The following is a 25,863-nucleotide window of genomic DNA, read 5'->3' on the forward strand; positions in this document are numbered from 1 at the left end:
AAAGGGGTTTTAATAACTGGCTTAAAGCTGAAAGCTTTCCGGAACCCCCAGCCTAGCTGGGGGTTTTCCATAGACAATAAACCCGCCCGTTCATATGTCGGGCGGGTTTTAATAAACCTGGTGTTCGGTTTTTATGACTGAAGCAATTACCCGCGAATAGTCTGAATGAAGGTATTCCGGCATATCGGGTAATTTAACCCATTAATAGAATTCCATCATGTTAATAACACCAAGGCCAAGACCAAGGCCCCAAATGTCCTGGTTGCTCCACTCCAGGAGGAAGAATGTGACAGGCATGGACTGTATCAAAAACATGATCCAAAACATGTGAAAAAGGATCATCCGCCATCGCCGACGACGTAAAACCTGCTGCCAGTAATGCAAAAAATAAAATCACAGCCATCTCTTTAAATCGTTTCATAGCGCCTCCGAACGGAAGTACATTATTATCCTTACCACTTCACACTCCTTTCATCATCATAATAAAGGTTATTTTCTTTTTGTCACAAATAGATCAGTATTATTGATTAAAAATTTAGTTTTTATCACAATAGTCACACATGAAAATATAAACACAGCGTATTAATTGGTTTATTAAACCGAGAATGAGTTTTATTCCTGCATAGCACACGTTTTATTTTTAAACAGTCTATTAGAGGAATTCTCATCGCTATGGTAAACTAACGCATCCGACTTTCAGGGCTGTAGTTCATCATGAATTTGCATCATAAAGCGCTCAGGCACTTTATCTCAGCAAGCGTCATCGTTTTGACATCGTCCTTCCTGATTTACGAACTTATTGCCAGCGACAGGGCAATGAATGCCTATATGCGTTATATCATGGAGAGAGCCGATTCGTCGTTTTTGTACGATAAGTACCAGAATCAAAGCATCGCCGCACATTTGATGCGAACTTTTGAAGCGCCGGGAGATCCCGTCACTGCAGAAAAACGCCGCGCGTTTTGCGACGCCTTTGAGGCCATTAACGGTACGCACGGCGTCAACCTGACCCGGCATAATTATCCGGCGCTACATGGTACCCTGCAAACCGCCGCTACACAGTGTACCGATAATCTTGATGACGCCCTTTTACTGCCTGCGTTTGATCAGGCGGTAAGCATCAACCGAGCGCAGGACGACCACAGTCACGGGCTGGGCACACTGGAGCTTAAATTCCGTTATTACGTTGATTTAAATAAACATTATGTCTATTTCTATGATTTAATCAACTCACGGCGCTTCGCCATGCATCGTTGGACTTTTTTACAAAAAGGTACAATGGGTATTAACAGAAAAGATATAGATAAACTTTTTACCGGCCGTACGGTTATTTCAAGTATTTACATGGATGATATTACCCAGGAAAACGTCATGAGCTTTTTAACGCCAGTCTATCTGGCGGGAACGTTAAAAGGTATCGTGATGGTGGATGTTAACCAGGATAATTTAAAAAATATTTTTTATACCCAGGACCGTCCGCTGGTTTGGCGCTATCTTAACGTAACACTAAAGGATATGGACTCCGGAAAAGAAATTATTATTAATCAAAGCAAAAATAATCTGTTTCAATATGTGAATTATAGCCATGATATCCCTGGCGGACTGCGCGTTTCGTTGTCCCTTGATTTAACCTATTTCCTTGTCTCGTCCTGGAAAGCGCTGGCCTTTTACTTACTGGCAACGGCGCTCCTGCTTAATATGGTACGGATGCACTTTCGGCTTTATCGCAACGTCACACGCGAAAATATTAGCGATGCCATGACCGGGCTTTACAACCGTAAAATATTAACACCGGAGCTGGAACAGCGACTGCAACGCCTGGTCAATGCCGGGACGCCGGTAACATTTGTCGCTATTGATTGCGATAGGTTAAAACTGATCAACGATACCCAGGGGCACCAGGAAGGCGACCGAATTATAACCCTGTTGGCGAAAGCGATTAAAACATCGATTCGTAAAAGCGATTACGCCATTCGCCTCGGCGGCGATGAGTTCTGTATTATTCTTGTTGATTACGCGGCGGATTTGGCTATCCATCTGCCGGAGCGTATTATTCGTAACCTGCAAATTATCGCACCGGATAAGACAGTCCATTTTTCTGCCGGGATTTATAATATGCAGCCCAATGATACGATTAATGATGCCTACCAGGCTTCCGATGCGCAGCTCTATCTGAACAAACAACAAAAACAACATCGTTCATCATAGTGCTTCGCAGTAAATGTTCATATTGCACCAGGAGTGAGAAATGGCCGAAATAACTGAAGTCGCGAAGGGTGTCGCTACACACCAACGTTTAGTGGCTTTATTAACCCAGGAGAACGCGCGCTATCGTGTGGTGAGCCATGAGGCGGTAGGAAAATGCGAAGCGGTATCTGAAATACGCGGTACTGCGCTGGGCCAGGGCGCAAAAGCGCTGGTCTGTAAAGTCAAAGGCAACGGCGTCAACCAGCACGTTCTTGCTATTCTGGCGGCCGATCAGCAAGCCGACCTCTCTCAGCTTGCTTCACATCTGGGCGGCTTACGCGCTTCCCTTGCCAGCCCGGCGGAAGTCGATATGCTGACCGGCTGCGTTTTTGGCGCGATCCCGCCTTTCAGTTTTCACCCCAATCTGAAACTGGTCGCCGATCCGCTCCTATTTGAGCGTTTCGATGAAATTGCCTTTAATGCCGGCCTGCTGGAAAAATCAGTCATTATGAATACACAGGACTATCTGCGCATCGCCCGACCAGAACTGGCAGTCTTCCGCCGCTTTCAGTCATCGCCAACGGCTTAGTCCCCTCCCCCTTCAAGGAGCAATACCGACACAACGATAATGATAAAAATGGCGAAAAACGACGCCGTAATCATCAGCGCTTCAAGAAACGGTGGATCGTACATAATTGTATCCTCAGGAAGACAACAATGACGGTTCACCTGTTAGCAATACGCGGCGTTGATGGCAATTTAATGACAACGCCGTTTTTCACGTAGAGATTGTCTTTCAGGCAGTTGCCTGAAATCCGCATCAATCGTTAAAAAGGCCTGTGCGCTTTGCCGTTTGGGCGTAAAGTAGTCAGGCTTACTTTTTGGCAAGGAAACCATAATGTTTGATGTCACTCTGCTGATCCTGCTCGGACTGGCAGCTCTGGGATTTATCAGCCACAACACCACTGTCGCCGTCTCAATTCTGGTGCTGATTATTGTCCGCGTAACCCCGTTGAATACCTTTTTTCCCTGGATTGAAAAACAGGGACTCACCGTCGGGATTATCATTCTGACCATCGGCGTAATGGCTCCCATCGCCAGCGGAACCCTACCGCCCTCCACATTGATCCACTCTTTTGTGAACTGGAAATCGCTGGTCGCGATTGCCGTCGGCGTTTTCGTCTCCTGGCTGGGCGGTCGCGGCATTACGCTGATGGGAAACCAACCGCAGCTCGTCGCCGGGCTGCTGGTCGGTACGGTACTTGGCGTCGCGCTGTTTCGCGGCGTGCCGGTCGGCCCACTGATTGCGGCGGGGCTGGTCTCTTTAATTGTGGGGAAGCAGTAACTCGCCCGTCAGATACTGGCCTGGCGTCTGCCCCAGGCCTTTTTTAAACATGGTAATGAATGCCGTGGTGGAATCATAACCCAGCATTTGCGCCGTCTGCTGTACATTACGTCCCGCGATCAGCGCTTGTAGCGCCAGGATTAATTGCAACTGATGACGCCAGCGACGAAAGCTTAGTCCCGTCTCTTTGACGACCAGCCGGGCAAGGTTACGCTCGCTCATCGCGAATACGCTGGCCCACTGCCCTAATGTATTCCATCGCGCGGGCTCCTGCGCCATTGTCTCAACCATTTGGCGGATTTTCGGATGCCCCGATACCGGTAATTGCAATTGTTCCTGCGGCTGCTGCGGCAGTTCATCAAACAACACCTGAATAAGGCGCTGCGTTGGCATTTGCGCTCTTTCGGAATCGGTTCTGCGCGCCAGCGACAAAATCAACTCCCGGCATAACGGCGAAATTTTCAGCGTGCAGCAACGCTCCGGCATGACGACCGCTGCAGGTTCAATAAATAAAAAGCACAGTTCCGCCCCTGCGGTCACATGATTACTGTGCGGCAGCGAGCCGGGGAGCCAGACGGCATACTGGGGCGGAACCATCCACATCGCATTTTCCACCTCGCAGGTAATCGCGCCGTGCAGAGCGAGAATCAACTGTCCCTTGCGATGCTGATGGCGAGGGCTAAACAGTTCATCATCCCTGGCGCGAATACAAAAGGCCACAGCGGCATCGTGGTGAAGGTCGGGATCGTAACCATCCAGTCTCAGGCCAATCATTATATTGTCCGATTTTAGCGATAAATTGTCATTTTAGCTTGATTCATCCAAACAGTAAAAACTGTTAAGGTATCGCCTCGCCTGACGAGATGAGAAAACGATGACGACAGCCCTTTCACCACGCGGCAAACAGGGCGCTTTACTGATTGCCGGTATTTTGATGATAGCCACTACGCTGCGCGTAACATTTACCGGCGCTGCGCCGTTGCTGGAGACAATCCGTTCGGATTACGGTCTTTCCACCGCCCAGACGGGCCTGCTAACAACCTTGCCGCTTCTGGCGTTTGCACTGGTTTCGCCGCTGGCGGCCGGTATTGCCCGCCGGTTTGGGATGGAACGAAGTCTGTTTGCCGCAATGCTGCTGATTTGCGCGGGTATTGCTCTCCGCTCCCTGCCCTCCGCTGCATTGTTGTTTGCCGGAACTGCCATTATTGGGTGCGGGATAGCGCTGGGTAATGTGCTGCTACCAGGATTGATTAAGCGCGATTTTTCACAACATGTCGCCAGGCTGACGGGCGCGTATTCATTGACGATGGGCGCCGCCGCCGCGTTGGGGTCCGCGCTGGTGGTTCCGCTGGCGTTGCACGGTTTTGGCTGGCGCGGCGCGCTGTTAATGCTAATGCTGTTTCCGCTGTTGGCGTTTCTTATCTGGTTGCCGCAGTGGCGCACTACCCGCTCAGCTAACCTGAGTAGCTCCCGGGCATTACATGAACGCGGTATCTGGCGTTCGCCTTTAGCCTGGCAAGTTACGTTGTTTCTGGGACTTAACTCACTGATTTATTATGTGATTATCGGCTGGTTACCAACAATACTCATCAGCCACGGTTACAGCGAAGCACAGGCAGGATCGCTACATGGCCTGCTGCAACTGGCGACCGCGGCGCCTGGGTTAGCTATTCCGCTTATTTTGCATCGCTTTAACGATCAACGCTGGATTGCCGCGCTGGTCTCACTATTGTGCGCAGTGGGCGCGGCGGGGCTTTGGTTTGTGCCGGGCCAGGCTGTCATCTGGACGCTACTGTTCGGCTTCGGTTCAGGCGCGACGATGATCCTCGGCCTGACGTTTATCGGCCTGCGCGCCAGTTCGGCGCATCAGGCGGCGGCGCTTTCCGGCATGGCGCAGTCGGTCGGGTATTTACTGGCGGCATGTGGGCCGCCCGTCATGGGAAAACTTCATGATGCCAGCGGTAGCTGGTATCTGCCGCTATCGGGCGTAACGGTTCTGGCTATCATCATGGCGATTTTCGGCCTCTACGCCGGACGCGATCGAGAGATAGCGTCATAAATAAACCTGATACCCACTTGAATGCCTGATGGCGCTTCGTTTATCAGGCCTGATCCATTAAAATCATTACCGCTATCCGACAAAAGTACCGTAAGCGACACCATCACAGGAGGGAAAAATGCGAATCCAGTGTAAGCGCGTCTATTTCCCGGCGGAAAAAGACGATGGTTATCGGGTATTGGTTGACAGGCTATGGCCGCGAGGCATTAAAAAATCGGCGCTGGTCTATGATGAATGGAATAAGGCCATTACGCCCTCAACCGAATTGCGCAAAGCCTTTCATAGCGAACTGATTGATTTTAACCACTTCGCGCAGCAATACCGGGCAGAACTTGCGCAACAGCATCAAGAAGGCAAACGGCTGGCGGATATTGCCCGACACCAACCGCTAACGTTGCTATACGCCGCTAAAGATACTCGCCAGAACCATGCCATTGTGCTGGCAGAGTGGCTACGAGAGCTGTGATTGTCGTGCCGCCGCCTGGCCTGGTTGTCTGTCCGGGGACAACGGCATCAAATGTTCTGCCCGCACCCAGGCAAAACCGTGCTGACCATCGGCGGAGGCTACATCGCCCGTGACCAGCCACAGCGCCCGAGGCGCTTCTTTCGGCAGTAAGGTGACGTGTCCATTTACCGGGTTAATGAATTCATCTCCGGGTTGACACAGGCAAAATAGCTCAACCGATTTACCAATATTCTGCCGTCCGGCGAGTGTTTTAGCGCCAATAACTATTGCCAACGCGCCCGGCTTTAACTGAAACATATTTTCTTGCGCCGCATGAAACTCATTATCAGATTGTTCTTAATCATATCCCGTCGGACCGCAGGTTGTCACTTTTTCGTATCAGGGTGCTCTCTGCGCCATAATGTCCACTCATCAATGAGTTCGCCATTGGGCAATTTGCAATCGGAACGCACGCCTTGTGGGGTCTGCACCGGCATCAGCGTACCGCCCTGTTGCTCACAGTAGACGGCTGCCGGATTAGGCATCCCAATACGCGGCGGCCTGGGGGCGTTGGGTTGCGACGATGAACAAGCGCTCAGCAGCAATACGCCTGGCAACGCAATCCACGTAAATTTCATAACGACTCCTTAAAGCGATATTTTGTCCAGGATAACCTGGCGGGTACGCTATTTCCATACTTTCTGTCAGCGCTTTAGTGGGTGTTTATCCCGGGTTAAGTCAGTAATAACCACGCCCTGTCACAAAGCAACCGACCTTTTGTCGCTGAGAAAACCCTGCTATTCTGGCGCCCCCTGAACAGTGAAGGTAATAGCATGAGAGTGGGTATCCTCTTCCCTGTCGTCATTTTCATTACGGCAATATTATTTTTGGCATGGTTTTTTATTGGCGGTTACGCCGCGCCGGGAGCATAACCATGAGGAAAACAACGATGGTGTTGATGGGCATCGCGCTAATTGCGGCGGCGGGTACCGAACTGGGCTGGTGGTAAATTCATTTTGAATAATAAAGGCTACCTGTCGTAGCCTTTATTATCTCTGAAAGTTCTGCGTTTAGCTTTTGATTTTTCTGTAGATTAACAGCACGACAATCGCGCCGATCACCGCGACTGCAAAGCTGCCGAAGTTGAAACCATCCACTTTGCCAAAGCCAAAGAACGTACTGATCCATCCTCCGACTACCGCACCAACGATCCCCAGAATGATCGTCATAAAGAATCCGCCGCCATCTTTACCTGGCATGATCCACTTAGCCAAAATACCCGCAATAAGTCCAAAAATAATCCATGAAAGAATGCCCATTTTTTCCTCACTTATGTCTTAACGTTAGCGGTTTATTTGCCGTTAAAAAGAATAGCACATCGTCAGGAAAGTGAAGTTTGTGATATCCATCACCTTTTAGCGTCGTGGATAAAAGCGCATAAATATCAGGGTTGCAATCATTAATGATAACGATTATCTTTATCAATACCGAGTGGTTGAGTTTATAACCCACCTGTTCGGTACGACATTGCTCACATTGCTTCCAGTATTATTTGCCCGCCTCACCGAGTGCGGGCTTTTTTTGCTAACCGCTATCTATCCCATGTCGAATTCATGGTCTTTTTCAGCCGCGCTATTTTGCGTGATACGGGGTCATCTCCAGCGCCGTACATTCATCCTGCTTGTCCTGCTGCATAAACACCACGGTCACCATAAACAAACCGATCATAAATGGCACTTCATAAAGCTCTTCAATCAAATCTGTGTAACGAGCGTTATGCAGGAATATCGGCGACAACCACCGATGATGCTCGACAGTGTCGGAAATCAGATATGAACATGCCGTCACGGCAAACAGCCACAATGGCAGAGGAACGTCCCGCAGACGACGAACAATCTCCTTACGTAGCCCGGCAGAAAACAGGACTGGCAATACCAACGCAGCAATTAATAGCACTGAAATCGTTCTGAACAGCATACGCGGCTCGTCAGGGAAATAGTCACGCCCCCAACTGGTGCTTCTACCCAACAGTACCACCCACCAGACAACAGCCCATAGCCAAAACTGCTTTGCCCCTTCGGGACGGGAAAGTGGCCGTATATACCAGGTGGTAAATAGCGCCCCAAACAGTAACCATAACGCTTGTCCGTTTTCAATCCATCGGACCACCACGCCGTTAAGCAAAGGCAATTGCCAGTCCGCCGTAAACGGGATGACCACAGCGGCAAGCGCAAGAGTAAGTGCTGACGAAGTTAATCGGGTATCGAGTTTCATGATTATAAGACTCTTCTGGTTTTTAATACCCAATCATAAGTTTTATGAATACGCTCTCATTAGCAAACAATGCGATATTCTTAATGTTTTCTTAATGTTTCTTTTCAACCCATGTCTGATGTAAATAAACAGCGCTTTTCAATACGCAAAAACCGCATCACGCTGGCGACGCGCGATGCGGCTTCTGATTTAAAAAATCACTTTATATCAAATAGATACTACAAGATCCTTACCAACCGCAAACGTCGTGTTCGTTTTCGGTATCGTAGGAACGCACGGTATTGACCAAATCCTTCACAACTTCTGCTGCAACTTCAGGTACCAGCAACGTCATCGGTGCTTCCGTTTCATAGTCCACAGAGACGCCGTTGCTATTATTCGTGACCGTGACGGTATAAGTAGCTTTTCCCATTATTATTCTCTCCCGGCATGAATGACTTTTCGTGAGGTCGCCCCTTCCATCAGTACTTCCGGCGCGACAAAAAAGTCGATGTTAAAATAGGTATCATCCGTCATGACCTCAATATTGTGCCACTTTTCCGGAGGAAACACGCCAAACTCGCCGGCATTGATCACCATGATTTCTTCCGGCTCAGAGCAATGTTCATCAGCGTATCCGAGATATTTGACCGCCCCCTGCATCACCGAGAGGCGAGGATAAACGCCGGGTCGCGTTCCCTTATCAAGGTGGCGTTCGAAAATTCCGGCAGGCGCCGTCTCTTTGTTCCAGAATGGCGTGGAACGTGTATGGATATGATTTTGTGGAATTTGCCGCATTTGCTTCCCTCTTCCCGCAGGTTACTCAGCGATAATCTCATCGCTGTCGTAAAAAGGTTACGCTCCAAAAACAGCATTTTAAATACCATTTATTGGTTACTATTTTGCTGTTTTCCACGCAATAAAACCGAAAGGAGAGCAATGACCCGCCGTTGTCGACGGGTCCAGGGGGTTAAGACTGGAGCGTTGCCAGGCGGGCGGCAAATCCGACGAAAAGAAGGCCAATCAAAGAATTGCCCACTTTTGCCAGTTTCTTTTTGGTACCAATATAGTGGGTTACAAAAGCGCCAGAAAGAATTAAAAAGCTCAGATAGCAAAAACTGACGATTTCAAGGGTGGTGGCCAAAATAAAAAATGACACCCCAGTATGCGGCGCAGTAACGTCAATAAATTGCACAAAAAAGGAAACATAAAAAAGTATGGCTTTAGGATTCGTCAGGCTAAGAATTAAAGCACGCTTAAAAATAGCGCCAAAAGGAACTACCGTTTCCGTCGCCGCACGCCCTTTTGAGGTCAGCGTGGCGTAAAGGATTTTTGCGCCAAGGTAGAGCAGATAAAACGCGCCGAGATAGCGAACAATGTTAAACAGAACCGGCGTTGTTTTGATCAGCGTCGCCACGCCCGCATACGCCAGAAACATTAATATCGCATCGCCGATAAACACGCCGCATGCGGCAAGATATCCTCCTTTAACCCCGCGTCCCACGCTGTTTTTAAGCACAAAAAGCGTATTCGGCCCCGGCACCAGAACGATAAAAATCGCCCCGACCAGGTACGTCCAATAATTCAGAACACCATACTCCGCGAACACATTAACCTCTTCCTGAAAACATTTACGCTTAGCTGCGAAACAGTATGCTAACGAATGCACCGGAAGATGGGAAGCGAAACCACGTCTCTCCAGCCGCTATTCCGCCACGCTTATATCCACATCACCCAAAAACGTTCTTGTATCGCGCCCCCCGCAGGCAATCACCAGGTATTGGCCCACGTTTCCTCATGGGGAATTAACGCGCGCGTCGTACCAAAGACAGGGCTGCCAACACATCACTGATATCGCTCTCATTCAGATTCGGCGCATTAAACTTCGCTCTCAGCCACACCATATCCTCGTGGCTGAAAGCGCCGACCATCAAACGCTGGCTGATGATGATCAACATTTGATTATCAAGTTGTCGAATACGTTGCCGGGTGACCGACAAGGTTTGTATCGGAAAGGAGGGTTCTGAGCCGGTTCGCCACTGTGCTAAATAGCGGTACTGTATCGCTTTACTGGCATCCATTAGCGAACGAATAAAAGGGGTTATCGAATGCGGGTCCAGACCGTTATTTTTCGCTTCTTCTTCAGCCTCGGCGAAAACATTTTGTTCACGCGTGAAATCCTCTATCGGCAGATGGTGCTTCATTTTATAAGCAGCCACATCTTTCATTAATAACATGCGTTCATTGAGCGCGGTTAAGAGCGCGCCAAGCGATACCGACGTTACCGAATCGGCAAAAGTGGTGCTGCACATCAATAAAGAACAAAGAAAAATGGCGATATGACGAATCATTAATCAACCTCCTTTTACGGAGGCCTGACAGTAATTTACCTTTATTAAGATAACATTAAGTAATTATTACAGATGGGTATTAATGCTTATTCGTTTAAACTGGAGTGATAAAAAGAACAGGCCGTTGATTCTACGGAATCTTCACCTTCACTTAAAGTGTATAAAATATACAACAAATCACACAAATGTGATGCACATCACGTTTTTATGATTTTTTATTACGGTTTTATGATATAGGTCTAATTTTAATAGGTCACTAATTTCTCTCCCCCGCTCAGGGAGATCGGCTTCAATTTACATCGAATATGGTGAAATATGACTACCATTACACTAGTCAACGAACAAAATAGTACTGGCAATCCTTTTTCTGCACATATGTTATGTGAACAGCGAGCTATTCAGGAAATTACTTACGAACTATTGCAATCGCAGCAGCATGTCTCAAATAAGGATATCATCGCCAAACTTATTGAAAAACTGGAAACAGAAAAAGACGTAGTGCAGCTTGATATTTACCGTAATGCCTTAGAAGCCGTTTTGTTTCAGACACCTGACGACATCTAATATATACCCAAAATAATTCGAGTTGCTTAAAGGCGGCAAGGGAGTCAGTCCCCAGGAGCATAGATAACTATGTGACTGGGGTGAACAACAAATCTGCCGGGAGCAGATTTGAACGTCGCGTGCGACGGCCCGTCAGGGCGAGGCCCATGGATGGGCCGAGTAATCCGTAGCCAACACATAAGCAACTTGAAGTATGAAGGGTATAAACAAGGGAGGGGGTTACTCCTCCCCTGTTCGTTAATAATGCAGATGCCTCAACGTGCGGTGCCTGATTTTTCGTAGCCGTTTGCATGGATTTGCGGTGCAACATGCTGCATGCTTTCTGGCATCTCATGCTGCCGATATACGGCTGGCAGTAATGTTAAGCATGAGCCATTTTTCACATGAAGACTAAATTTACCCGATTCTTTTAAAGCCTGAATAAGATTTTCCTGCGCGGGAGTTAATGTCTCATCATGCCACAGAACAATATGCTCGAAAGACGTTGATAAAAGATCGGGCATCGGCGCCTGCCAGGGGATGACTTCAACTCGCATACCTTCACTACAATATTTAATCGTTTCCAGCCATAGCTCAATGGGGTCGTTCAGCGAAAACGCAGCAATAAGCATTGTGCCTGCTGGCGCCTTTCGTACGCTACTTAGCTGGAACGTGGCGTATTCAATAATCGCAGTATCCAGTAATGCCTTTTCAAATCGGCGTGCATCATCATCGCCTGCGGACAACCACAGCCGTAAAGGACGCAGTATTGACTCAATTACGATACACGGCGGAATTTCCCGACCATAACGCCAGAGTAATTTTCGCAATTTGGCGGGTTCGAATTTTCTACACTGCGCTAAAATCTCTTCCTGGTAGAATAACCATCCCGAGCGGCAATGCGTTTCTTCACCATAGAGGGCAGGTTTAATCTCTTTTAATGAAAAGCCTTTGCTTAACGCGTCGATAATATGCTGTATTCTGATAGCATCTTCTATGCAATAAAAACGATTGCCAGCTTCATCTTTGGTAGGTTGAAGCAGGCCATAGCGTTCCCAGGACCTGATATTTGCTGTTGTGACACCACACTGCGCCGCCATTGCGCTAATACTAAAAGTAGCCATGCCTGTCTGGCCTCATGATGATGTAAGAAAGCATAGTGAACCTAAACGCCATCAGAAGCAAATCATTATTAAGCAATGACCTTACTATTTACACGTGAAATTACATTATCAACATTATTTATTGTAAGCCAGTGCATAAAGGCTTTAGAGACGGACAGTATTTGATAATCCAGAACTGTTCTACAACCTAATTTAGTCAGAACATGGTAGCGTACTGAGTAAATAGTTTTTAAATGTACATTCAGTTCACAGCTTATTTGTCGGATATCCATTCCTTTAACAAGCATCGCCAAAACATTTCTTTCATTCGCCGTTAATCTGACTTTCTCTGACCTGGGGAAAAATTGACCAGCAGCGGCCAAAATCAGTAACTCACGCCACTCAGCAATAGAGGCATCGACCTTTATTCGATATATAGCATGATGTTCATCAATAAAGTTATATTCATTATGGGTAACAATTCCAATGAGTACCGTTTTAAATGTGGAAGTAATATACTGCTGTACGGTGTAGTAATCGTCGATATCAAAAATAATATAATTTACGTTGCCAGCTATTATTGCGACGTCCTTAAATAAGGACTCCAGACCATAATTAAGAAACAGGTTTTCGCTCAATAGTCTTGTATCTGTCTTTAAAACAGATGATGCGGAACCAGTCATATCCACCTCAACAAAACGAGAGCCATGTGGAAATATCCATTCGATGGCCCGCATAAGATCATCTGCTTACTTCAGCGATGAGAACCTATTAAGTAGTAGTTGAGGAACGCCGTTTGCGCAACCTGACAGACGTCCTGGGGCATCTTATGTGAACTGCGTGGGGATGTGCGCTTTGGCAAAATCCACAAAGCGTACGACCGCAGGCAGCAAAATATGCCAGTCCTGTTGCTCCAGACCTAAATATTCACGCTGCGCCGCACGCAACGTGGCAGCATAATCTTCTGGCAACTGAGGTAACAGCCAGTCAGCCGCCGCATCCTTAGAGGTAAATCTCCCGGTAGAAAGGGTATACCAGATACGCGCCAGGGTTAAAACGATATGATACTCATCTCCCTGCACATCTGCCGTGGATTGCCAAAGGTCGAGGGGATAACGCAAGGCCTTCAGCAACTGCGCCGCAGGGGCTGGCGTGAACAGCCGTTCCGCGCGTTCTCCCTTTAGCGGTATACTGGTTTCCAGAATTTGGGTTATCAGTAACACAATGTCCCAGTCCTGTTGCGCTGGTTCATAAATCCCCTGACAAATGTCCTCTCTTAGCCACTCGCCAAATTGCATTTCCCGGACAGGTGGAAAACACCAGGGAACCAGCTGCGAATAAAGCACGACAGTGACCTCCAGAGCGCGTTTTTCTGCTGACGCCTCCGGCGGCGATGAAAGCGCCAGCAATTCCTGCATCAGCGTTGCGCGTTGGGCCTCCGTCAGCGGCTGGCATATTGTCACCAGTAGATCAATGTCGCTGTTTGGCTTCAGACCGCCCGCGACAGCGGAACCATATAAATGAATAGCACGCAACGTATCGCCTGTGACACGAGTAATCAGGCGACATGCCGCTTCCGTTTGGCATTGAATCGAGGGCGGTATGGACAGCGTCATCGTTGCTCCGGGGGCGCAGGTATTTTTTATATTGGTTGCCAGAAATATGGCATAACGGCAGAAAAAAAGCTCACTATTCATAGCGAGCTTTTAACATTGCAATCAGACTTAATGATGTAGCATTTCGTCAACGACCTCATTCGCCTTTAACTGATAAGGATAATAGGTAGGCCAGTTTTCCATCTCTTGCAACAATGCCTGTTGCGAGGTATTTCCCATAAAGATATGGAAGTGCGCCGATTTGCGCGGGGCAATGATATGATCGCTAAACTGAACATATTTAGGCGCTTTGCTATTCGCATCTTTACATTCGAACAGGTAGCGCACCCCTTTTTTACCCAATGCGTAAGTCAGAATTTTATAGCCGGCATAATTGTATTTACAGGATGCAACGTTATTGTCGCGATGGAATTCTATAACGCCATTTTCAATGCCGATCGTCTCAACATTCGTCGCGTATCCTTTGCGATAATACGCTTTAATATCCTCAAACGTTTTCTCCGGGTCTTTCTTCGCCTTTTGCCTGAAGACAGGGTCCAGCTCGCCGCTGACCAGATAAGGATAGACGGATTGCCACATACCATCCCAGTCGGTGAGCGCGCGATCGCGTACATTAGCGTCATCAAACACGCCCGCTGCCGCTTTTTGCTCAACCTCCGTCATCGGCGCGCCATGAGCATGATGACCATGCGCGAAGGCAGGACTATTTACCAACAGCATTCCCAGAAGCATTGTCAGTTTTTTTAAATGAATCACCAAAACGTTACCCTCATCTTTTTTAGAAAGATGATTGTTATATTATAACATTACATTTATTTCAACAAAAACTCAGCGGCCACCGCGCAGGTGGCCTTTTTTGATATCAACTGGTCCGCCATCGAGGAATTGAACCCCGAACCTTAGAGGTAGAAGCTCTATGCTCTATCCGGTTGAGCTAATGGCGGAAGAAAAATTACGCGGCCATTTTAAGGCAGGCGTCTGCGCATTGGCTGCATGCCCGCGCGCAATTCTGGCAATGGTTGTGATCGTGCCTTGCACACTCTTCGGCGCAGGCTTTGCAGATATCCGCGCACAGGCGGCATAATTTTTGTGAGTACTCGCTTTCCAATGCCATAAATTGCGCCGCCAGGCGACAAATGGCCGCACATTGCATATCTAACTGGATGCAGTGCTTCATCATTTCGACGTTATCTTCACGCAGACAAGAAGAGGCGCAGATATCACACGCCGCCGCGCATTCATAACACTGCTCAATACACTCACGATGTTCTTGTTGCATAAATGACTCCTTATTTTATTAAGAGGAGTAGATAAGTCTGCACAGAAACGCCGGGATAGCCAAACGGCTCCCCCTCTTTTTCATACTTTTTGAACAAAAGTGCTGAATAAAACAGCAATAGTAAAGCCGGAAATCGGCCTCCGTGATGTGACGTCTATACTGTAATGTTCATCTGCTTTTCATCGGAGGTAAAATGGAGTATTTAGCACGACTAAATATCGTTGCGATGCTGATGTCAACGACGTTCTGGATCAATCTGGCGGTCGTTTTTTTCGTCACCCTCATTACTTACTGGCTCATCAACTGGCTACTTAATGTGGTCTATAAAGCGCTACAACGCCCGGATAAAAAGGATGATGCTCATGGGCGGCTGCGGCCTATTGTTTTCGAGATGCTGAAAAAGACCAGTAAGATGCTAATCTTTTTTGCCGCATTTCTCTTTAGCCTGCGCTTTGTCGCCCTGCCCGACCGGTTATTCTCTACCCTCTCTCACGCCTGGTTTTTAGTGGTTGCGATTCAAATGGCGATTTGGCTTGATCAGGGCGTACAGTCATGGATGCGTCATTTACTGTATGCCCCAGGCTCCAATAAAAACCCGGTGACGTTAGTCATTCTTGGTATGATTTTGCGCGTGCTCGTCTGGTCTATGATGTTGCTCTCCATCCTGGCGAACGTCGGCGTGGATATTACCGCACTGGTAGCCAGCCTCGGCGTGGGCGGTATTGCTATTGCCCTGGCGGTACAAACCGTTCTGAGCGATGTCTTCGCTTCGCTGTCGATTGGTTTCGATAAGCCCTTCGAGATCGGCGATTTCGTCGTCTTTAATGATGTAGCCGGTACGATTGAACATATCGGTTTGAAAACCACTCGCATCCGTAGCCTCAGCGGCGAACAGATCGTTTGTGCGAACGCGCAGTTGTTGCAGCAAACCATACACAACTATAAGCGGATGCAAACGCGTCGTATCGTGTTTACTTTTGGCGTCGCCACTGCGACACCACCGGAAAAGTTACGCCTCATCGGCGATATGGTGAAAAAAATTATTACCGATGTCGGCGAAACACAATTCGACCGCGCCCATCTACTGGCCTTTAGTCAGGATCGGCTGACCTATGAGGTGGTGCATATCGTCAATACCGCGGATTACAATAAATACATGGATATTCAGCAAGAGATAAATATCCGTATTATTGAAAAACTCATTGAGAATAATATCGAACTGGCGCTGCCTAGTCTGGTCGTCAGAGCCCCTGTACAGGTTGAAGAGACCAGGGACTACAGTAATACCGCTGATGCAAAAAACGCAGATAAACGCGTCATGCAGTAAAATCTCTACCGACAATACCGGGAACCCATGGGTTCCCGGTGCGTTAACGGCGACACGGCAATGCGGAGAAACGACTTGCGGCTATTCCACCTGTAAATGGCGGGTACAGACTTGATCAAGTAGCGCAGACTGATGACTAATCACCAACATCCCTAATGAACGGCTGCGGCACACCTCAAGCACGTATACCCATATCGCTTTTTGAATAGACGGATCGAGTTGCGCCGTCATTTCGTCGGCAATCAGAAAACGCGTTCGCGGGTCAAGCGCGCGCAGTATCGCAATACGCGCCAACTCCCCGCCTGAGAGCTGCATTGGCCGACGCGTCAGCCACTCGGGCTGCACATGCAAACGCCTCATCGTTTCCGGGTCAGGCTGCCAGGCATCACGCACAGCGTCTCCGGCGCTTCGCCAGGGATTAAACGTCAGTTCAGGATGCTGGGGGACCAGCTGTACCGGACAATACTGATGCAGGGGTAACGGGCTACCGTCCAGCAGAACGTCGCCCGCCGTCGGCTTTTGCCATCCGGCCAGGACGCGCCCCAACGTTGTTTTCCCCGTTCCGCTTGGCGCATGAATTCCTACCCGTTCACCGGCAGAAATCGTAAACGTCAGGTTCTGCCATAAGACTTTCCCGCCCTGACGAATAACGAGGTCGCGGCAGCTCAACATTCTATTCCCTCTCCGGTCGGCATAAATAACGGGCTTAGTTCAGGCAATGCTTGCCATTGCCGTTTTAACGGCTCACTCATCTCTTCCGGCTGTAACTGCTCGCAGCGGATATTGTCCGTGATATAACCGTGATGCAGCGCCACAATGCGATCGGCATACCGCGCCGCCAGCAGCAGGTCATGAGTCACCCACAGCACGCCGCATCCCCGCTTGCAAAGACCTCGCAAGTGCTCGAGCAACTGGTTTGCCAGTGCGGTATCAAGCCAGGCGGTGATCTCATCCGCGAGGATATAACGTGCCTGGCTAAGCGAGGCGTGGCACGCCAGAATTCGTTTAGCCATCCCACCGGAGAGCTGGCGGGGAAAGCGTTCCAGGACTGTCGGTTCAAGATCGCTTTGCTGTAATAGCTGTACCATTTGCGTCTCATCCCAGGCGCGTCCGGTCAGATGACATGCTCTGTTCAAATGTTTTCTGATATTCAGCATGGGATTAAGCGCCTGTACCCCCTGCGGCACGTAGCTAAACGTATTGCCCCTAAGCTGCCTGATGGTATGTCTGTCCAGCCGGTTGCCATCAAGCGTAATCTCCCCCCGAAAGCGTAAATTTTCCGGCAGCAGATCGAGCAGGCATTGCAGCAGCAGACTTTTGCCCTCCCCGCTGCCGCCAACCAATGCCACCATTTCGCCGGGCGCGATATCAAAAGAGACATTCTGTAATAACGGCGACCAGCGTCTCGCGCCATACCAGCGATAACGCGCACTTTCCAGCGTAACCTGTTGTAAACTCAGCATACGTCACTCCTTAGCCACAGCCGCTGAATGGCGCGCGCAAACTGATCGAAGAGCATCACCAGCGTGAATAACATTAGGCCGGGAAACAGCACCAGCCACCAGTTTCCATGGCTAATAAACCGTAACGCATCCGCCAGCAACAGCCCCAGCGAAGGCTCATGCGGCGCCAGCCCAAACCCCAGAAAACTTAACGCCGCGCTGTGCAATACCGCATGAGGAAACATCAATAACGTTCCCGTCAACCATTGCGGCAATAGCGCCGGAAAATAGTGATATCGCCAGCAATAAAGGTGTCCATGCCCCAGACGATAGGTCAATGTCAGGTAGTCACTCTGCGCTACCCGCTCCGCGTCGGCGCGCAGAATCAGCGCCAGACGGGGCCAGTGCGTTAACGCCACGGCCGCAATGACGCCGCTTTTACCGCCGCCGAGCGTAAAACAGATAAGGATCAGCAAAAGTAAATGCGGCATGGCAAGCATAGCATCGGTTATCAGCCGCATCAGGAGGTCCAGCCGGGGATGAATGCGCGCCACTGCCGCCATCACTAGCGCGATAACGCCGCTGCACAGCGCGGCGCCAACGCCAATTTGTAAACTGGTGAAGGCCCCCTGAAAGCAACGAAGCCATACATCACGCCCCAGATTATCGGTGCCAAACCAGTGCTGGATATCAGGCGACAGATGCCGGGCAAGCAGATTAACCTCTGGCGGCTGGCTCAACGTGGCATAACCGTATCCGGCAATAAACAGCAGACAGGTAACGGAGAGGATCAGACGAAACAACGTCGGGGCAGGATTATAGAGCATCGGGACGCTCCAGCGATCGATTAAGCACCACCACAAGCCAGGCTGAAATCGTATTTCCGGCAAACACTAATAGCGTACAGAATAAAACGATCCCCATGAGTAGCGGGACATCGCCACGCAGGCCGGCATCGATAGTGGCCTGTCCCAGCCCCGGATACGCAAAGACTTTTTCTGCCAGTAACGCCCCCCCCATCAGTTCTCCCAGAGAAGCAAACTGTAAGCAGAGCGCTGGGGTAATCGCATGACGTAACACCTGGTGACGTAACAGCGACCATCCTTTATCCCCCTGAGCGCGCGCAAAACGAATAAATTCGCTCTTCATTACGCTGGCTATTTTTTCTCGCGTATGCAGCGCAATTTGCCCCATGCCCAACAGACTTAACGCACATACCGGCAACACAAGATGGCGTAAACGTTCCGATAAAAGAGCTGTTCCTGCATTATTTCCGGGGTCCCAGGCGCAACAAACAGGTAATACCGGCCAGCGGACGGCAAACAGCGCCAGCAACAGCATTGCTATCCAGAAAGTGGGCAACGATGACAATAAGTAGCTGATACGGCAAATCATCTTATCCGGCCAGCGGTGGAGAAAACGTCCGGCCAGAAAACCCAATGTCACGCCCAGCACACCAGACAATAGCCAGGCGCCTGCCAGCAGCGCGAATGACGTCGCAAAACGTTCCCGGATCACGCTGGCGACAGGCATGTTGAACAGCATGGAATACCCCATGTCACCCTGGAGCAGATGCCAAAACCAGTGACCGAAACGCTCCCACAGCGGCTGGTCAAGCCCCCAGCGCGCCGCAATCCGCGCATATTGTTCTGGCGGAACATGGAGCAGATCGTTGCCAATATAAGCGCGGATAGGATCAACGGGCGAAAAGCTAAGCAAAATGAAGGTGCCGGCAGCCACCAGCACCAACAGAATAATCAGCCGCAAAAAATGACTGAAGAACAATTTCATCACCGACAGGTCCAGGTCCAGTCATCAAGATTGTTTAACACCGACCAGCTACCGTGGATTTCTGGCGCGCCTTTTCCCAGATCAATACAGGGGTTGGCCAGATAGGTATGCTGAATATTAAGCAGCCATGCCCATGCCGCATCGCCCTGAACGCCCGCGCCCTGCTTCCCATCCCACTCAACCTGCTGCCAGAAAGGAATCGCCTTTTGCCAGTCAGGCGCATCTATAGCCTGTTTCAGATGTGCTTCTACCGCAGGGTTGCTGTAATAGCCCGGGTTATAATATTCCACACCAGCGGCTTTCCCGCTGTAGTGATGGAAGAGTTCCATCGGGTCCAGACTTCCCCAGCCAAACAGCGTAGGGTTAGCGTGCATATGGCGCTCTACGGTTTCCCAGCTTCCCGACTGCAACGAGACGACAATGCCTAAAGGCTGCAACATGGCGCGCACCGCTTCGGCCAGATCCCGCCGGGTGCTGTCGCCACTGGCATACCATAAGGTCAGACGCGCTTCTTTACCTGCTTTTTCACGCACGCCCGCACTGTTTATCTTCCAGCCAGCCTCTTCCAGGATGGCGCGCGCTTTTGCAATATCGCCATCGCTGAATACCACTGAAGGATTTTGCCATGGCAATCCCTGCACCGCGCTATAGGCGGGTATCGCATGGCCTTCCATCACCTGTTCCGCCAGTTGCTTACGATTAATGGCATAGTTAATTGCGCGTCTGATAGCGACATCAGCGGTTACATCGTTGCCGACAGGATAACCGTTAGCATCCTTTTTACCGGCAGGCACCATCGGGAAGACAATGCCCCGGTTTTCAACGCTATCGCGTACCCAGAGTTTAAGATTATCCTGCTGCGGGGCCACCGCCATAGAAGGGGCAATGCGCACCAGTCCCAACTGTCCGCTGCGCGCGGCGGCATAAGCATTATCTTCATCCAGAAAGACAAAAACCAGCCGGTTAAAGTCATTCTTTTTACCCGCATACCAGGGATTAGCTTCAACGATCAGTTGCTGACCCGGCTGAAAGCTGACCAGTCGGTATGGACCGGCGCCTATCGGTTCGCGGGCGAACGTTTTTTCATCATAACGGCTGGCCGGAACAATCCCTAACGACCCGAGTACATTCACAAAGGTGCTCTGCGGATGGCTCAGCGTCATCTCAATTCGGCGTGCGTCCAGCGCTCGCGCATGGCTAAAATTGCCCATGTCAATTTTACCGCCGCTCTTCGCCGCTTTGTTATATGTAAAAACGACATCTTCGGCAGTTAATGGCGAGCCATCGGAGAATTTCAGATCGGGTTTTAAGGTCAGTATCCAGATTTTACCGTCGGGGCTGGTATCCACTTTTTCCGTCAGTAAATTACCCCAACTCATATCGGCGTTTTGCTTGAGCAACGGCGCATGAAGCAATAAGTAACTGCCGTGGCTCCAGCCCAGCATAGGATCAAAGCCTTCCGTTGGCTCAGGGCCAATGGCCAGCTTTAAGGTATGGCCATCTGCCGTGTCCGACGCAGCGAAAAGCGGCGAGGTGAATGCCAGAGCCATCGCGCACGTTATGAGCGCCAGTTTGCCTTTAATCATCAGTTTACCCCAGATTATACGTTGTTTTTGTTCCTCCCGGCGCAGCATAAACGTCGGGAGGCCTCCTGAGGACGGCATTATGGCGAGCATTTGTAATGAAAAAATTGATGCAGAACAGAAAGTATGACGATCTTTTAAAAACATCATACGCACAAACGCCGGGAGCGCCAACGTGGGCTAAAAGCCGCTTTTGACGGGGATAAAACGCAAGAGAAATGATGCCAGGAATACCGGGTTAATTAACGCCATCTTATTCTCTTATTTCCTTTCTATTCTGTATTACGTCTTCCCATCCGACGCTGTTCATTTTCTCAACGTTATTAGTCAGTGCTGAAACGTAAGAAGGTATCGTAATTAGCGCCTCCTGGCTTTAAACCTAAACCAATATTAAACGAACCGAGCGTTAATGAAACTTACCGGCAGAACGCCAGTCATATGGCAACCCGATGAAATGACATGCTATGGAGTCCAACCGAAAAATGTTAACGCCGCCAGGGCTCGTGATGATTTTTTTAGCCGTACTGTTCTCATTACTGACAGGATGCGCAAGTTATAAAAACACGGCGTGGGGAATATATCCGGCTTCAACGGATATTTGTCCATCAGGTACGACATCAACAGGAGGGTGCAAAGAGTAATATCGCATATTTAATATACACCACTTTTTAAATGACTGTCCGGACATTTTCGGACGGTAAGTTTTCTATTAATTTATAATGGACTAATCCCATGACAAATAAAAAACACATTTTTTCAATTATCTTTATTGGTTCTCTTTTAACGGGGTGTGCTACAGGACCATCACCGACAGGGATTGGCTTATATACGGATGTTAAAGGGCCAATTACTGCCACGAGTCTCCCGGCAACCAAAACCGGTAAAGCGTGTGCGCAAACGGTATTGGGTATTGTAAATACCGGCGACGCATCTATTGATTCAGCGAAAAAAGCGGGCGATATTTCTTTAGTGTCGAGTGTTGATTATGAAACTACGGGCTCATATCCGTTTTATGGTAAAACCTGTGTTGTCGTAAGAGGACAATAACAACAGTAAGCCGGCGATGCCGCCGGCTTTTTATCCCATTTTACGTGCCGCTATCTCTGTCTGTTCCTTGCGACTCAGCCCCCGCTTTAAGGTTCTGTTAAGATTTTACGCATACCCTACAAGCAGTTGTTAATAAAGGATAATAATAATGGCACATTTCTCAAGACTGCAAATAACGCTTCACTGGTTAACACTGCTCCTGACAGGCATCGCATATGCGGCTATTGAGTTACGGGGGTGGGCGCCAAAAGGCTCCAGCGTTTACCTGTTTATGAAAGACATGCACTATGATATGGGCGTTCTGGTCTGGGCGCTGATGTTTTTACGGTTATATCTTAAACACAAATACCCGGATCCGGTCATTACGCCTCCCCCTCCTCACTGGCAGCACGTAGCAGCTAAATTAATGCATATCGCGCTTTATCTCACTTTTCTCGCCTTACCGCTGCTGGGCGTCGCGATGATGGCGTCAGGCGGGAAAAGCTGGAGCTTTTTTGGTTTTACTGTACCGGTATTTTTGACGCCAGATAGCACCCTAAAATCGGATATAAAGCGTATTCATGAAATGCTGGCCAATATCGGCTATTTCCTGATTGCCATGCATGCAGCAGCGGCGTTGTTTCACCATTACATACAAAAAGACGATACATTTTCAAGGATGTTACCCGGTAAATCATGACTATTTCGGCCATCCCGGCGTGAGAGAGCACGCCGGGCAAGGCATTATTATTCCAGCGCTATCGGTTTCGACTGATAGCGCCTTATACCGTTTGTAATCGACAATATACGATATTTTTCCGGTTCCACGTGTAAGTGATATGTACGACGCTCCCCTCGCTAATAATAGCGGGATAAGAATACTCACCGCGGTCACTTTCCAGGTCCAGTAGCGGTAGCCATGATTCGCCATTATCCTGGGAAGCAATCAGTGAAAGCGGATAGCGCTTTCCCCAGTTGCCGTTGACCGGATTTAACGCAAGAATCAGCGTACCGTCCTGCATACTAACCAGATCGATACCACTATTATTATTCGGTAAAGATGTCGCGCGGGCAACAGACCAGGTAGCGCCATAGTCGATTGAATCACTGCGAAAAATTGCCCCGCGTGTGCTTCGTAACAACATATGGATATGCCCCGGAGAAGACTCCCACAGCGTAGGCTGAATAACGCCATCCCAGCGCAGGAGGTTTTCCAGACAACATTCCCACAACACCCCCTTTTTTATACCATCCCACAACGCTACGTTTGTCCCGGAAATAGCGTTATCAGGCTCCAGCGGAACAAAAGAGATATTCCAGTGTTTTCCTTCGTCAGAGGATCGATCCACAAATGCCCTCCACCGTTCAGGACTTTCAATCGACCCTGGCGCAATCCAGGCGCCATTTGATGCCAGCAGGAGTTTATTTTTTACGGGACCGCGCGGCAAAATATCATCGTTGACCAACGGAGCTGGCGTACTCCAGGTAAATCCTCGATCGCTGGAGGTGATAAACCAGGTTTTCCACACGTGTACGTCGCTGCCTACTTTATAAAATAACCACAATTTATCCGACGGGTAAAATAACACTGGATTCCAGTGCGCTTCCCCCTCGCGTGCCGCCACTCGCTGCGGTGTTGTCCAGAGATTATGTTCATAGCGAGATAGCCAGATGGCTGTATCTTCGCTTCCTTCGCGCAGCCCCGCAAACCATGCGGCCACGAGCGTACCGCACGGCAAGCGAACAAGCGTAGAGGCATGGCACTGGAAGGACCCGGTTCCGCTTTCCGGTAAAATGACCTGCCGATTGACGAGCACTAATTTCATACCTGCCTCTATTAAATAAGGTAAAAAGCATCAGCTTTTTTACGTATGAAAGTAGTGTTAGCAGAAATAGCATCAACGCGGTGAAAACGATGAACCGCTATACGAATTTATGTTCAGATATCGCGCCCATAACAGGCAGAATGTCGAGAGTGGACAAAAATTGGACTGACCTCGCGGATAATTCCAACTTACCGCCGTCCAATGGCGACGAGGTCAGTGGCACGGGATAATATAGAGGTCAGGGCTATAATATTTAGCGATCTGTGCCTACAAGCATGACGGGATACTTTTCGCTACAGGCAATGAAGGCCCGTCTAAACGGGCCTTCATTAACGCGATTATGATTTGTGTTCAATCGCCTTTGGTTTGCTTTCTATGGCAATTTTTTTCGGTTTCTCGCTTTCAGGGATCTCCTGGTAAATCTCGACCAACAAGAGGCCCTGTTCCAGTTTCGCATTATTCACCTTAGCATGTTCAGGCAAAGAAAAACTCAACTGGAAATCCGTCTTACGGATACCACGATAAATCCAGTGCGTCTGATCCTCTACCGTCTCTTCAGTGTGTTTACCCGTAATATTCAGGTTGCCGCCAACCGTTTCAATTTCAAGCTCTTCCTCTTTCCAGCCAGGAACGCTCACGGTAAGCAGATAGTTATTCGCATCGCGCTTTTGCAGATCGTAAGCTGGCGTCGCAGCGACTGGCGTATCTCCTGTTAATTGACTGAAAAGTCTATCAATACGGTTGAAACGGTCAGAGAAAAGAGAATCAGCAAACACGGGAAGTGCTGACAAGGTTCTGAGTGCCATCATTAACCTCCTGAATCACTATTCAAAAGTTCAACATCAAGGCAAGCATTGCTTGTCCACTGACTACATAGGGACGGAAAAAACATTTTCAAGCCTATAAAAGCTTTTTTTAGTCATGAATTTAAGTGGTTAACGAAAAGTCTCATCCCGTTCATTGCCATTTCCGCTGTCCCTTCATCTTTACAATTTTTCTTCATCAGCAGAATTGATAATGATTATCAATTGCATTAGTGTATACAGGTTGGTTATGGCAGTGACCAACGCCCTTCTCCATTATCAAACCCAGCGCCGCCTTCGGGCGGCCTTTTGGGAGGAAATATGGTCGCCAAAAATAAAATTCACGGTCGTCGTATTCGTCAATCTCTGCAACAGTTACATCATCGTTGTCTTTTTCAGCAACTGGCGGTAAGCCCACCAGGAACAAAATATGTTTCAGTCACCGCTGAAACAAAAAACTGGCTTATTCATCTTGTGACTTCAGAGGGCCGCTAGCACGCGGTAGTGACTGTCCATGTTGTCGCTAAAATTTTAATGAAATGACTTTTATACACCTACAATTTGCGCCCGGCTACTCCGGGCGCCGTACCTGAAGATATGACACCCGTTGCCAACTGACAGGAATTTTAGTCATCGTCTCCGGCGTAGAAAAATTCGATATCTTTATTAAACCATTTATCAATGTTGTGCCACATCAGACAACCGGTCAGAAAACTTGCGATCAATATCCCTCCTATAAGCCACTTTTTCACATATACTCCTGAATAACCCCTGTTGATGCCATTATCTGATCGATAATAAAAAGACCATCATTTGAAGAAATAGTTTCACTGACAGATACCGTATGAAACGAGACAGTGAACAGTACCGTTTTCTTCGGTTTT

35 protein-coding genes, 1 tRNA gene and 1 pseudogene are annotated in these 25,863 nt (G+C 48.9%); 11 read left to right on the forward strand and 26 right to left on the reverse strand.

The genetic code is table 11. The features are described 5' to 3' along the window. Positions 1 to 220: 220 nt before the first annotated feature. Positions 221 to 421 carry a hypothetical protein gene (locus tag ACLJZ5_RS19580; protein ID WP_024134150.1) on the reverse strand — a complete coding sequence of 67 codons (201 nt, stop codon included), beginning with the start codon at positions 419 to 421 and terminating at the stop codon, positions 221 to 223. A 293-nt stretch (positions 422 to 714) separates the two neighbouring features. On the opposite strand from ACLJZ5_RS19580, the gene dgcJ reads away from it, so the two are divergent. Both dgcJ and ACLJZ5_RS19590 read left to right on the forward strand, forming a co-directional pair. After that, the gene (gene dgcJ, locus ACLJZ5_RS19585; RefSeq protein ID WP_024798639.1) at positions 715 to 2,208 is read left to right on the forward strand and encodes a diguanylate cyclase DgcJ; all 1,494 of its coding nucleotides are present in this window, start codon (positions 715 to 717) and stop codon (positions 2,206 to 2,208) included. A 49-nt stretch (positions 2,209 to 2,257) separates the two neighbouring features. Further along, positions 2,258 to 2,776 carry a YbaK/prolyl-tRNA synthetase associated domain-containing protein gene (locus tag ACLJZ5_RS19590; protein ID WP_023893413.1) on the forward strand — a complete coding sequence of 173 codons (519 nt, stop codon included), beginning with the start codon at positions 2,258 to 2,260 and terminating at the stop codon, positions 2,774 to 2,776. On the opposite strand, the gene yoaI is transcribed toward ACLJZ5_RS19590, so the two are convergent. Next, positions 2,773 to 2,880 (reverse strand): small membrane protein YoaI, encoded by a 108-nt coding sequence (gene yoaI, locus ACLJZ5_RS19595; RefSeq protein ID WP_000272241.1) that lies wholly within the window; start codon positions 2,878 to 2,880, stop codon positions 2,773 to 2,775. The two genes, ACLJZ5_RS19590 and yoaI, sit on opposite strands and share 4 nt — an antisense overlap. Before the next feature lie 205 nt (positions 2,881 to 3,085). On the opposite strand from yoaI, the gene ACLJZ5_RS19600 reads away from it, so the two are divergent. Beyond that, a complete protein-coding gene (locus tag ACLJZ5_RS19600; RefSeq protein ID WP_000460698.1) occupies positions 3,086 to 3,532 on the forward strand; it encodes a DUF441 domain-containing protein in 447 nt (148 codons plus the stop codon). Here the strand turns inward: ACLJZ5_RS19600 and ACLJZ5_RS19605 are convergent. Further along, positions 3,512 to 4,306, reverse strand: a complete 795-nt coding sequence (locus ACLJZ5_RS19605) for an AraC family transcriptional regulator (protein ID WP_000579798.1) — start codon at positions 4,304 to 4,306, stop codon at positions 3,512 to 3,514. The two genes, ACLJZ5_RS19600 and ACLJZ5_RS19605, sit on opposite strands and share 21 nt — an antisense overlap. A 100-nt stretch (positions 4,307 to 4,406) precedes the next feature. Here ACLJZ5_RS19605 and ACLJZ5_RS19610 point away from each other — a divergent pair, with 100 nt between their 5' ends. Further along, positions 4,407 to 5,591 carry a CynX/NimT family MFS transporter gene (locus ACLJZ5_RS19610; RefSeq protein ID WP_000205342.1) on the forward strand — a complete coding sequence of 395 codons (1,185 nt, stop codon included), beginning with the start codon at positions 4,407 to 4,409 and terminating at the stop codon, positions 5,589 to 5,591. 118 nt (positions 5,592 to 5,709) lie between these two features. After that, entirely contained in the window at positions 5,710 to 6,057 is a 348-nt protein-coding gene (locus ACLJZ5_RS19615) for a DUF488 domain-containing protein (protein ID WP_001222532.1), read from the forward strand. Here ACLJZ5_RS19615 and ACLJZ5_RS19620 read toward each other — a convergent pair. Together ACLJZ5_RS19620 and ACLJZ5_RS19625 are read right to left on the reverse strand one after the other, a co-directional pair. Beyond that, the gene (locus ACLJZ5_RS19620) at positions 6,043 to 6,354 is read right to left on the reverse strand and encodes a hypothetical protein (RefSeq protein WP_024798438.1); all 312 of its coding nucleotides are present in this window, start codon (positions 6,352 to 6,354) and stop codon (positions 6,043 to 6,045) included. The genes ACLJZ5_RS19615 and ACLJZ5_RS19620 overlap by 15 nt on opposite strands. 68 nt (positions 6,355 to 6,422) lie before the next feature. Beyond that, the gene (locus tag ACLJZ5_RS19625) at positions 6,423 to 6,674 is read right to left on the reverse strand and encodes a DUF333 domain-containing protein (protein WP_024798439.1); all 252 of its coding nucleotides are present in this window, start codon (positions 6,672 to 6,674) and stop codon (positions 6,423 to 6,425) included. 195 nt (positions 6,675 to 6,869) lie between these two features. Here ACLJZ5_RS19625 and ACLJZ5_RS19630 point away from each other — a divergent pair, with 195 nt between their 5' ends. Continuing rightward, entirely contained in the window at positions 6,870 to 6,968 is a 99-nt protein-coding gene (locus ACLJZ5_RS19630) for a YoaK family small membrane protein (protein ID WP_001589065.1), read from the forward strand. A gap of 138 nt (positions 6,969 to 7,106) precedes the next feature. On the opposite strand, the gene ACLJZ5_RS19635 is transcribed toward ACLJZ5_RS19630, so the two are convergent. The 6 genes from ACLJZ5_RS19635 to ACLJZ5_RS19660 all read right to left on the reverse strand — a co-directional run bounded on the left by ACLJZ5_RS19635 (position 7,107) and on the right by ACLJZ5_RS19660 (position 10,640). Beyond that, a complete protein-coding gene (locus ACLJZ5_RS19635; protein ID WP_000512149.1) occupies positions 7,107 to 7,355 on the reverse strand; it encodes a GlsB/YeaQ/YmgE family stress response membrane protein in 249 nt (82 codons plus the stop codon). Positions 7,356 to 7,668: 313 nt separating this feature from the next. Beyond that, entirely contained in the window at positions 7,669 to 8,310 is a 642-nt protein-coding gene (locus ACLJZ5_RS19640; RefSeq protein WP_024798440.1) for a hypothetical protein, read from the reverse strand. Positions 8,311 to 8,539: 229 nt separating this feature from the next. Continuing rightward, the gene (locus ACLJZ5_RS19645; protein WP_000513733.1) at positions 8,540 to 8,722 is read right to left on the reverse strand and encodes a DUF1869 domain-containing protein; all 183 of its coding nucleotides are present in this window, start codon (positions 8,720 to 8,722) and stop codon (positions 8,540 to 8,542) included. Between the two features lie 2 nt (positions 8,723 to 8,724). Then, complete coding sequence (gene yeaR / locus ACLJZ5_RS19650) at positions 8,725 to 9,087, reverse strand: DUF1971 domain-containing protein YeaR (protein WP_001248993.1); 363 nt, start codon at positions 9,085 to 9,087, stop codon at positions 8,725 to 8,727. Positions 9,088 to 9,259: 172 nt separating this feature from the next. Next, positions 9,260 to 9,898 carry a leucine efflux protein LeuE gene (gene leuE / locus ACLJZ5_RS19655; RefSeq protein WP_000457190.1) on the reverse strand — a complete coding sequence of 213 codons (639 nt, stop codon included), beginning with the start codon at positions 9,896 to 9,898 and terminating at the stop codon, positions 9,260 to 9,262. A gap of 196 nt (positions 9,899 to 10,094) precedes the next feature. After that, positions 10,095 to 10,640 (reverse strand): chorismate mutase, encoded by a 546-nt coding sequence (locus ACLJZ5_RS19660; RefSeq protein WP_000617988.1) that lies wholly within the window; start codon positions 10,638 to 10,640, stop codon positions 10,095 to 10,097. A gap of 82 nt (positions 10,641 to 10,722) precedes the next feature. On the opposite strand from ACLJZ5_RS19660, the pseudogene ACLJZ5_RS19665 reads away from it, so the two are divergent. Together ACLJZ5_RS19665 and ACLJZ5_RS19670 are read left to right on the forward strand one after the other, a co-directional pair. After that, positions 10,723 to 10,877, forward strand: a pseudogene (locus ACLJZ5_RS19665) (hypothetical protein). 78 nt (positions 10,878 to 10,955) lie between these two features. Beyond that, the gene (locus ACLJZ5_RS19670) at positions 10,956 to 11,204 is read left to right on the forward strand and encodes a biofilm/acid-resistance regulator YmgB/AriR (protein ID WP_000208086.1); all 249 of its coding nucleotides are present in this window, start codon (positions 10,956 to 10,958) and stop codon (positions 11,202 to 11,204) included. 254 nt (positions 11,205 to 11,458) lie between these two features. Here ACLJZ5_RS19670 and ACLJZ5_RS19675 read toward each other — a convergent pair whose 3' ends face one another. The 6 genes from ACLJZ5_RS19675 to ACLJZ5_RS19700 form a co-directional block, all read right to left on the reverse strand. Next, positions 11,459 to 12,307 carry a MerR family transcriptional regulator gene (locus tag ACLJZ5_RS19675; RefSeq protein WP_000190260.1) on the reverse strand — a complete coding sequence of 283 codons (849 nt, stop codon included), beginning with the start codon at positions 12,305 to 12,307 and terminating at the stop codon, positions 11,459 to 11,461. Between the two features lie 68 nt (positions 12,308 to 12,375). Further along, entirely contained in the window at positions 12,376 to 12,969 is a 594-nt protein-coding gene (locus ACLJZ5_RS19680) for a helix-turn-helix domain-containing protein (protein WP_001534706.1), read from the reverse strand. 144 nt (positions 12,970 to 13,113) lie between these two features. After that, the gene (gene aadA, locus ACLJZ5_RS19685; protein WP_024797566.1) at positions 13,114 to 13,902 is read right to left on the reverse strand and encodes a cryptic aminoglycoside nucleotidyltransferase ANT(3'')/ANT(9); all 789 of its coding nucleotides are present in this window, start codon (positions 13,900 to 13,902) and stop codon (positions 13,114 to 13,116) included. 108 nt (positions 13,903 to 14,010) lie between these two features. Next, on the reverse strand, positions 14,011 to 14,658 hold the full coding sequence (zinT, locus tag ACLJZ5_RS19690) for a metal-binding protein ZinT (protein ID WP_165801137.1): 648 nt from the start codon (positions 14,656 to 14,658) through the stop codon (positions 14,011 to 14,013). Between the two features lie 111 nt (positions 14,659 to 14,769). Further along, positions 14,770 to 14,846 (reverse strand) — tRNA-Arg (locus ACLJZ5_RS19695). 8 nt (positions 14,847 to 14,854) lie between these two features. Then, on the reverse strand, positions 14,855 to 15,181 hold the full coding sequence (locus ACLJZ5_RS19700; protein WP_024798560.1) for a four-helix bundle copper-binding protein: 327 nt from the start codon (positions 15,179 to 15,181) through the stop codon (positions 14,855 to 14,857). Positions 15,182 to 15,374: 193 nt separating this feature from the next. Here ACLJZ5_RS19700 and ACLJZ5_RS19705 point away from each other — a divergent pair, with 193 nt between their 5' ends. Next, complete coding sequence (locus ACLJZ5_RS19705) at positions 15,375 to 16,508, forward strand: mechanosensitive ion channel family protein (protein WP_024797568.1); 1,134 nt, start codon at positions 15,375 to 15,377, stop codon at positions 16,506 to 16,508. Positions 16,509 to 16,589: 81 nt separating this feature from the next. Here the strand turns inward: ACLJZ5_RS19705 and ACLJZ5_RS19710 are convergent, their stop codons facing one another. From ACLJZ5_RS19710 to ACLJZ5_RS19730, 5 genes are read right to left on the reverse strand one after another with little or no spacing between them, the layout of a single operon-like run. Next, the gene (locus tag ACLJZ5_RS19710) at positions 16,590 to 17,180 is read right to left on the reverse strand and encodes an ATP-binding cassette domain-containing protein (RefSeq protein WP_000947460.1); all 591 of its coding nucleotides are present in this window, start codon (positions 17,178 to 17,180) and stop codon (positions 16,590 to 16,592) included. Further along, a complete protein-coding gene (locus ACLJZ5_RS19715; RefSeq protein ID WP_024797569.1) occupies positions 17,174 to 17,971 on the reverse strand; it encodes an ATP-binding cassette domain-containing protein in 798 nt (265 codons plus the stop codon). The genes ACLJZ5_RS19710 and ACLJZ5_RS19715 overlap by 7 nt, the downstream gene beginning before the upstream one ends. Continuing rightward, the gene (locus tag ACLJZ5_RS19720; RefSeq protein ID WP_000966637.1) at positions 17,965 to 18,777 is read right to left on the reverse strand and encodes an ABC transporter permease; all 813 of its coding nucleotides are present in this window, start codon (positions 18,775 to 18,777) and stop codon (positions 17,965 to 17,967) included. Before ACLJZ5_RS19720 ends, ACLJZ5_RS19715 begins: the two co-directional genes overlap by 7 nt. Beyond that, positions 18,767 to 19,741 carry an ABC transporter permease gene (locus ACLJZ5_RS19725; RefSeq protein ID WP_024797570.1) on the reverse strand — a complete coding sequence of 325 codons (975 nt, stop codon included), beginning with the start codon at positions 19,739 to 19,741 and terminating at the stop codon, positions 18,767 to 18,769. The genes ACLJZ5_RS19720 and ACLJZ5_RS19725 overlap by 11 nt, the downstream gene beginning before the upstream one ends. After that, positions 19,741 to 21,375: an ABC transporter substrate-binding protein gene (locus ACLJZ5_RS19730; RefSeq protein WP_024797571.1), complete on the reverse strand. Its 1,635-nt coding sequence runs from the start codon at positions 21,373 to 21,375 to the stop codon at positions 19,741 to 19,743. The genes ACLJZ5_RS19725 and ACLJZ5_RS19730 overlap by 1 nt, the downstream gene beginning before the upstream one ends. Positions 21,376 to 22,056: 681 nt before the next feature. Between ACLJZ5_RS19730 and ACLJZ5_RS19735 the strand changes: the two genes are divergently transcribed. Together ACLJZ5_RS19735 and ACLJZ5_RS19740 are read left to right on the forward strand one after the other, a co-directional pair. Further along, on the forward strand, positions 22,057 to 22,371 hold the full coding sequence (locus ACLJZ5_RS19735; RefSeq protein ID WP_000182479.1) for a TRL-like family protein: 315 nt from the start codon (positions 22,057 to 22,059) through the stop codon (positions 22,369 to 22,371). Between the two features lie 148 nt (positions 22,372 to 22,519). Further along, positions 22,520 to 23,050 carry a cytochrome b gene (locus ACLJZ5_RS19740; RefSeq protein WP_000929974.1) on the forward strand — a complete coding sequence of 177 codons (531 nt, stop codon included), beginning with the start codon at positions 22,520 to 22,522 and terminating at the stop codon, positions 23,048 to 23,050. A gap of 82 nt (positions 23,051 to 23,132) precedes the next feature. On the opposite strand, the gene ACLJZ5_RS19745 is transcribed toward ACLJZ5_RS19740, so the two are convergent. The 4 genes from ACLJZ5_RS19745 to ACLJZ5_RS19760 all read right to left on the reverse strand — a co-directional run bounded on the left by ACLJZ5_RS19745 (position 23,133) and on the right by ACLJZ5_RS19760 (position 25,731). Continuing rightward, positions 23,133 to 24,176, reverse strand: a complete 1,044-nt coding sequence (locus tag ACLJZ5_RS19745; RefSeq protein ID WP_024798640.1) for a sialidase family protein — start codon at positions 24,174 to 24,176, stop codon at positions 23,133 to 23,135. Between the two features lie 338 nt (positions 24,177 to 24,514). Beyond that, entirely contained in the window at positions 24,515 to 24,982 is a 468-nt protein-coding gene (locus ACLJZ5_RS19750) for an Hsp20 family protein (RefSeq protein ID WP_017440978.1), read from the reverse strand. A 196-nt stretch (positions 24,983 to 25,178) separates the two neighbouring features. Then, positions 25,179 to 25,406 (reverse strand): hypothetical protein, encoded by a 228-nt coding sequence (locus tag ACLJZ5_RS19755; protein WP_077905755.1) that lies wholly within the window; start codon positions 25,404 to 25,406, stop codon positions 25,179 to 25,181. A gap of 199 nt (positions 25,407 to 25,605) precedes the next feature. After that, a complete protein-coding gene (locus ACLJZ5_RS19760; RefSeq protein ID WP_000758944.1) occupies positions 25,606 to 25,731 on the reverse strand; it encodes a hypothetical protein in 126 nt (41 codons plus the stop codon). Positions 25,732 to 25,863: the final 132 nt, after the last annotated feature.

Origin of the sequence: Salmonella sp. 5800 (assembly GCF_046558195.1) — a bacterium.
GTDB lineage: Bacteria > Pseudomonadota > Gammaproteobacteria > Enterobacterales > Enterobacteriaceae > Salmonella > Salmonella enterica.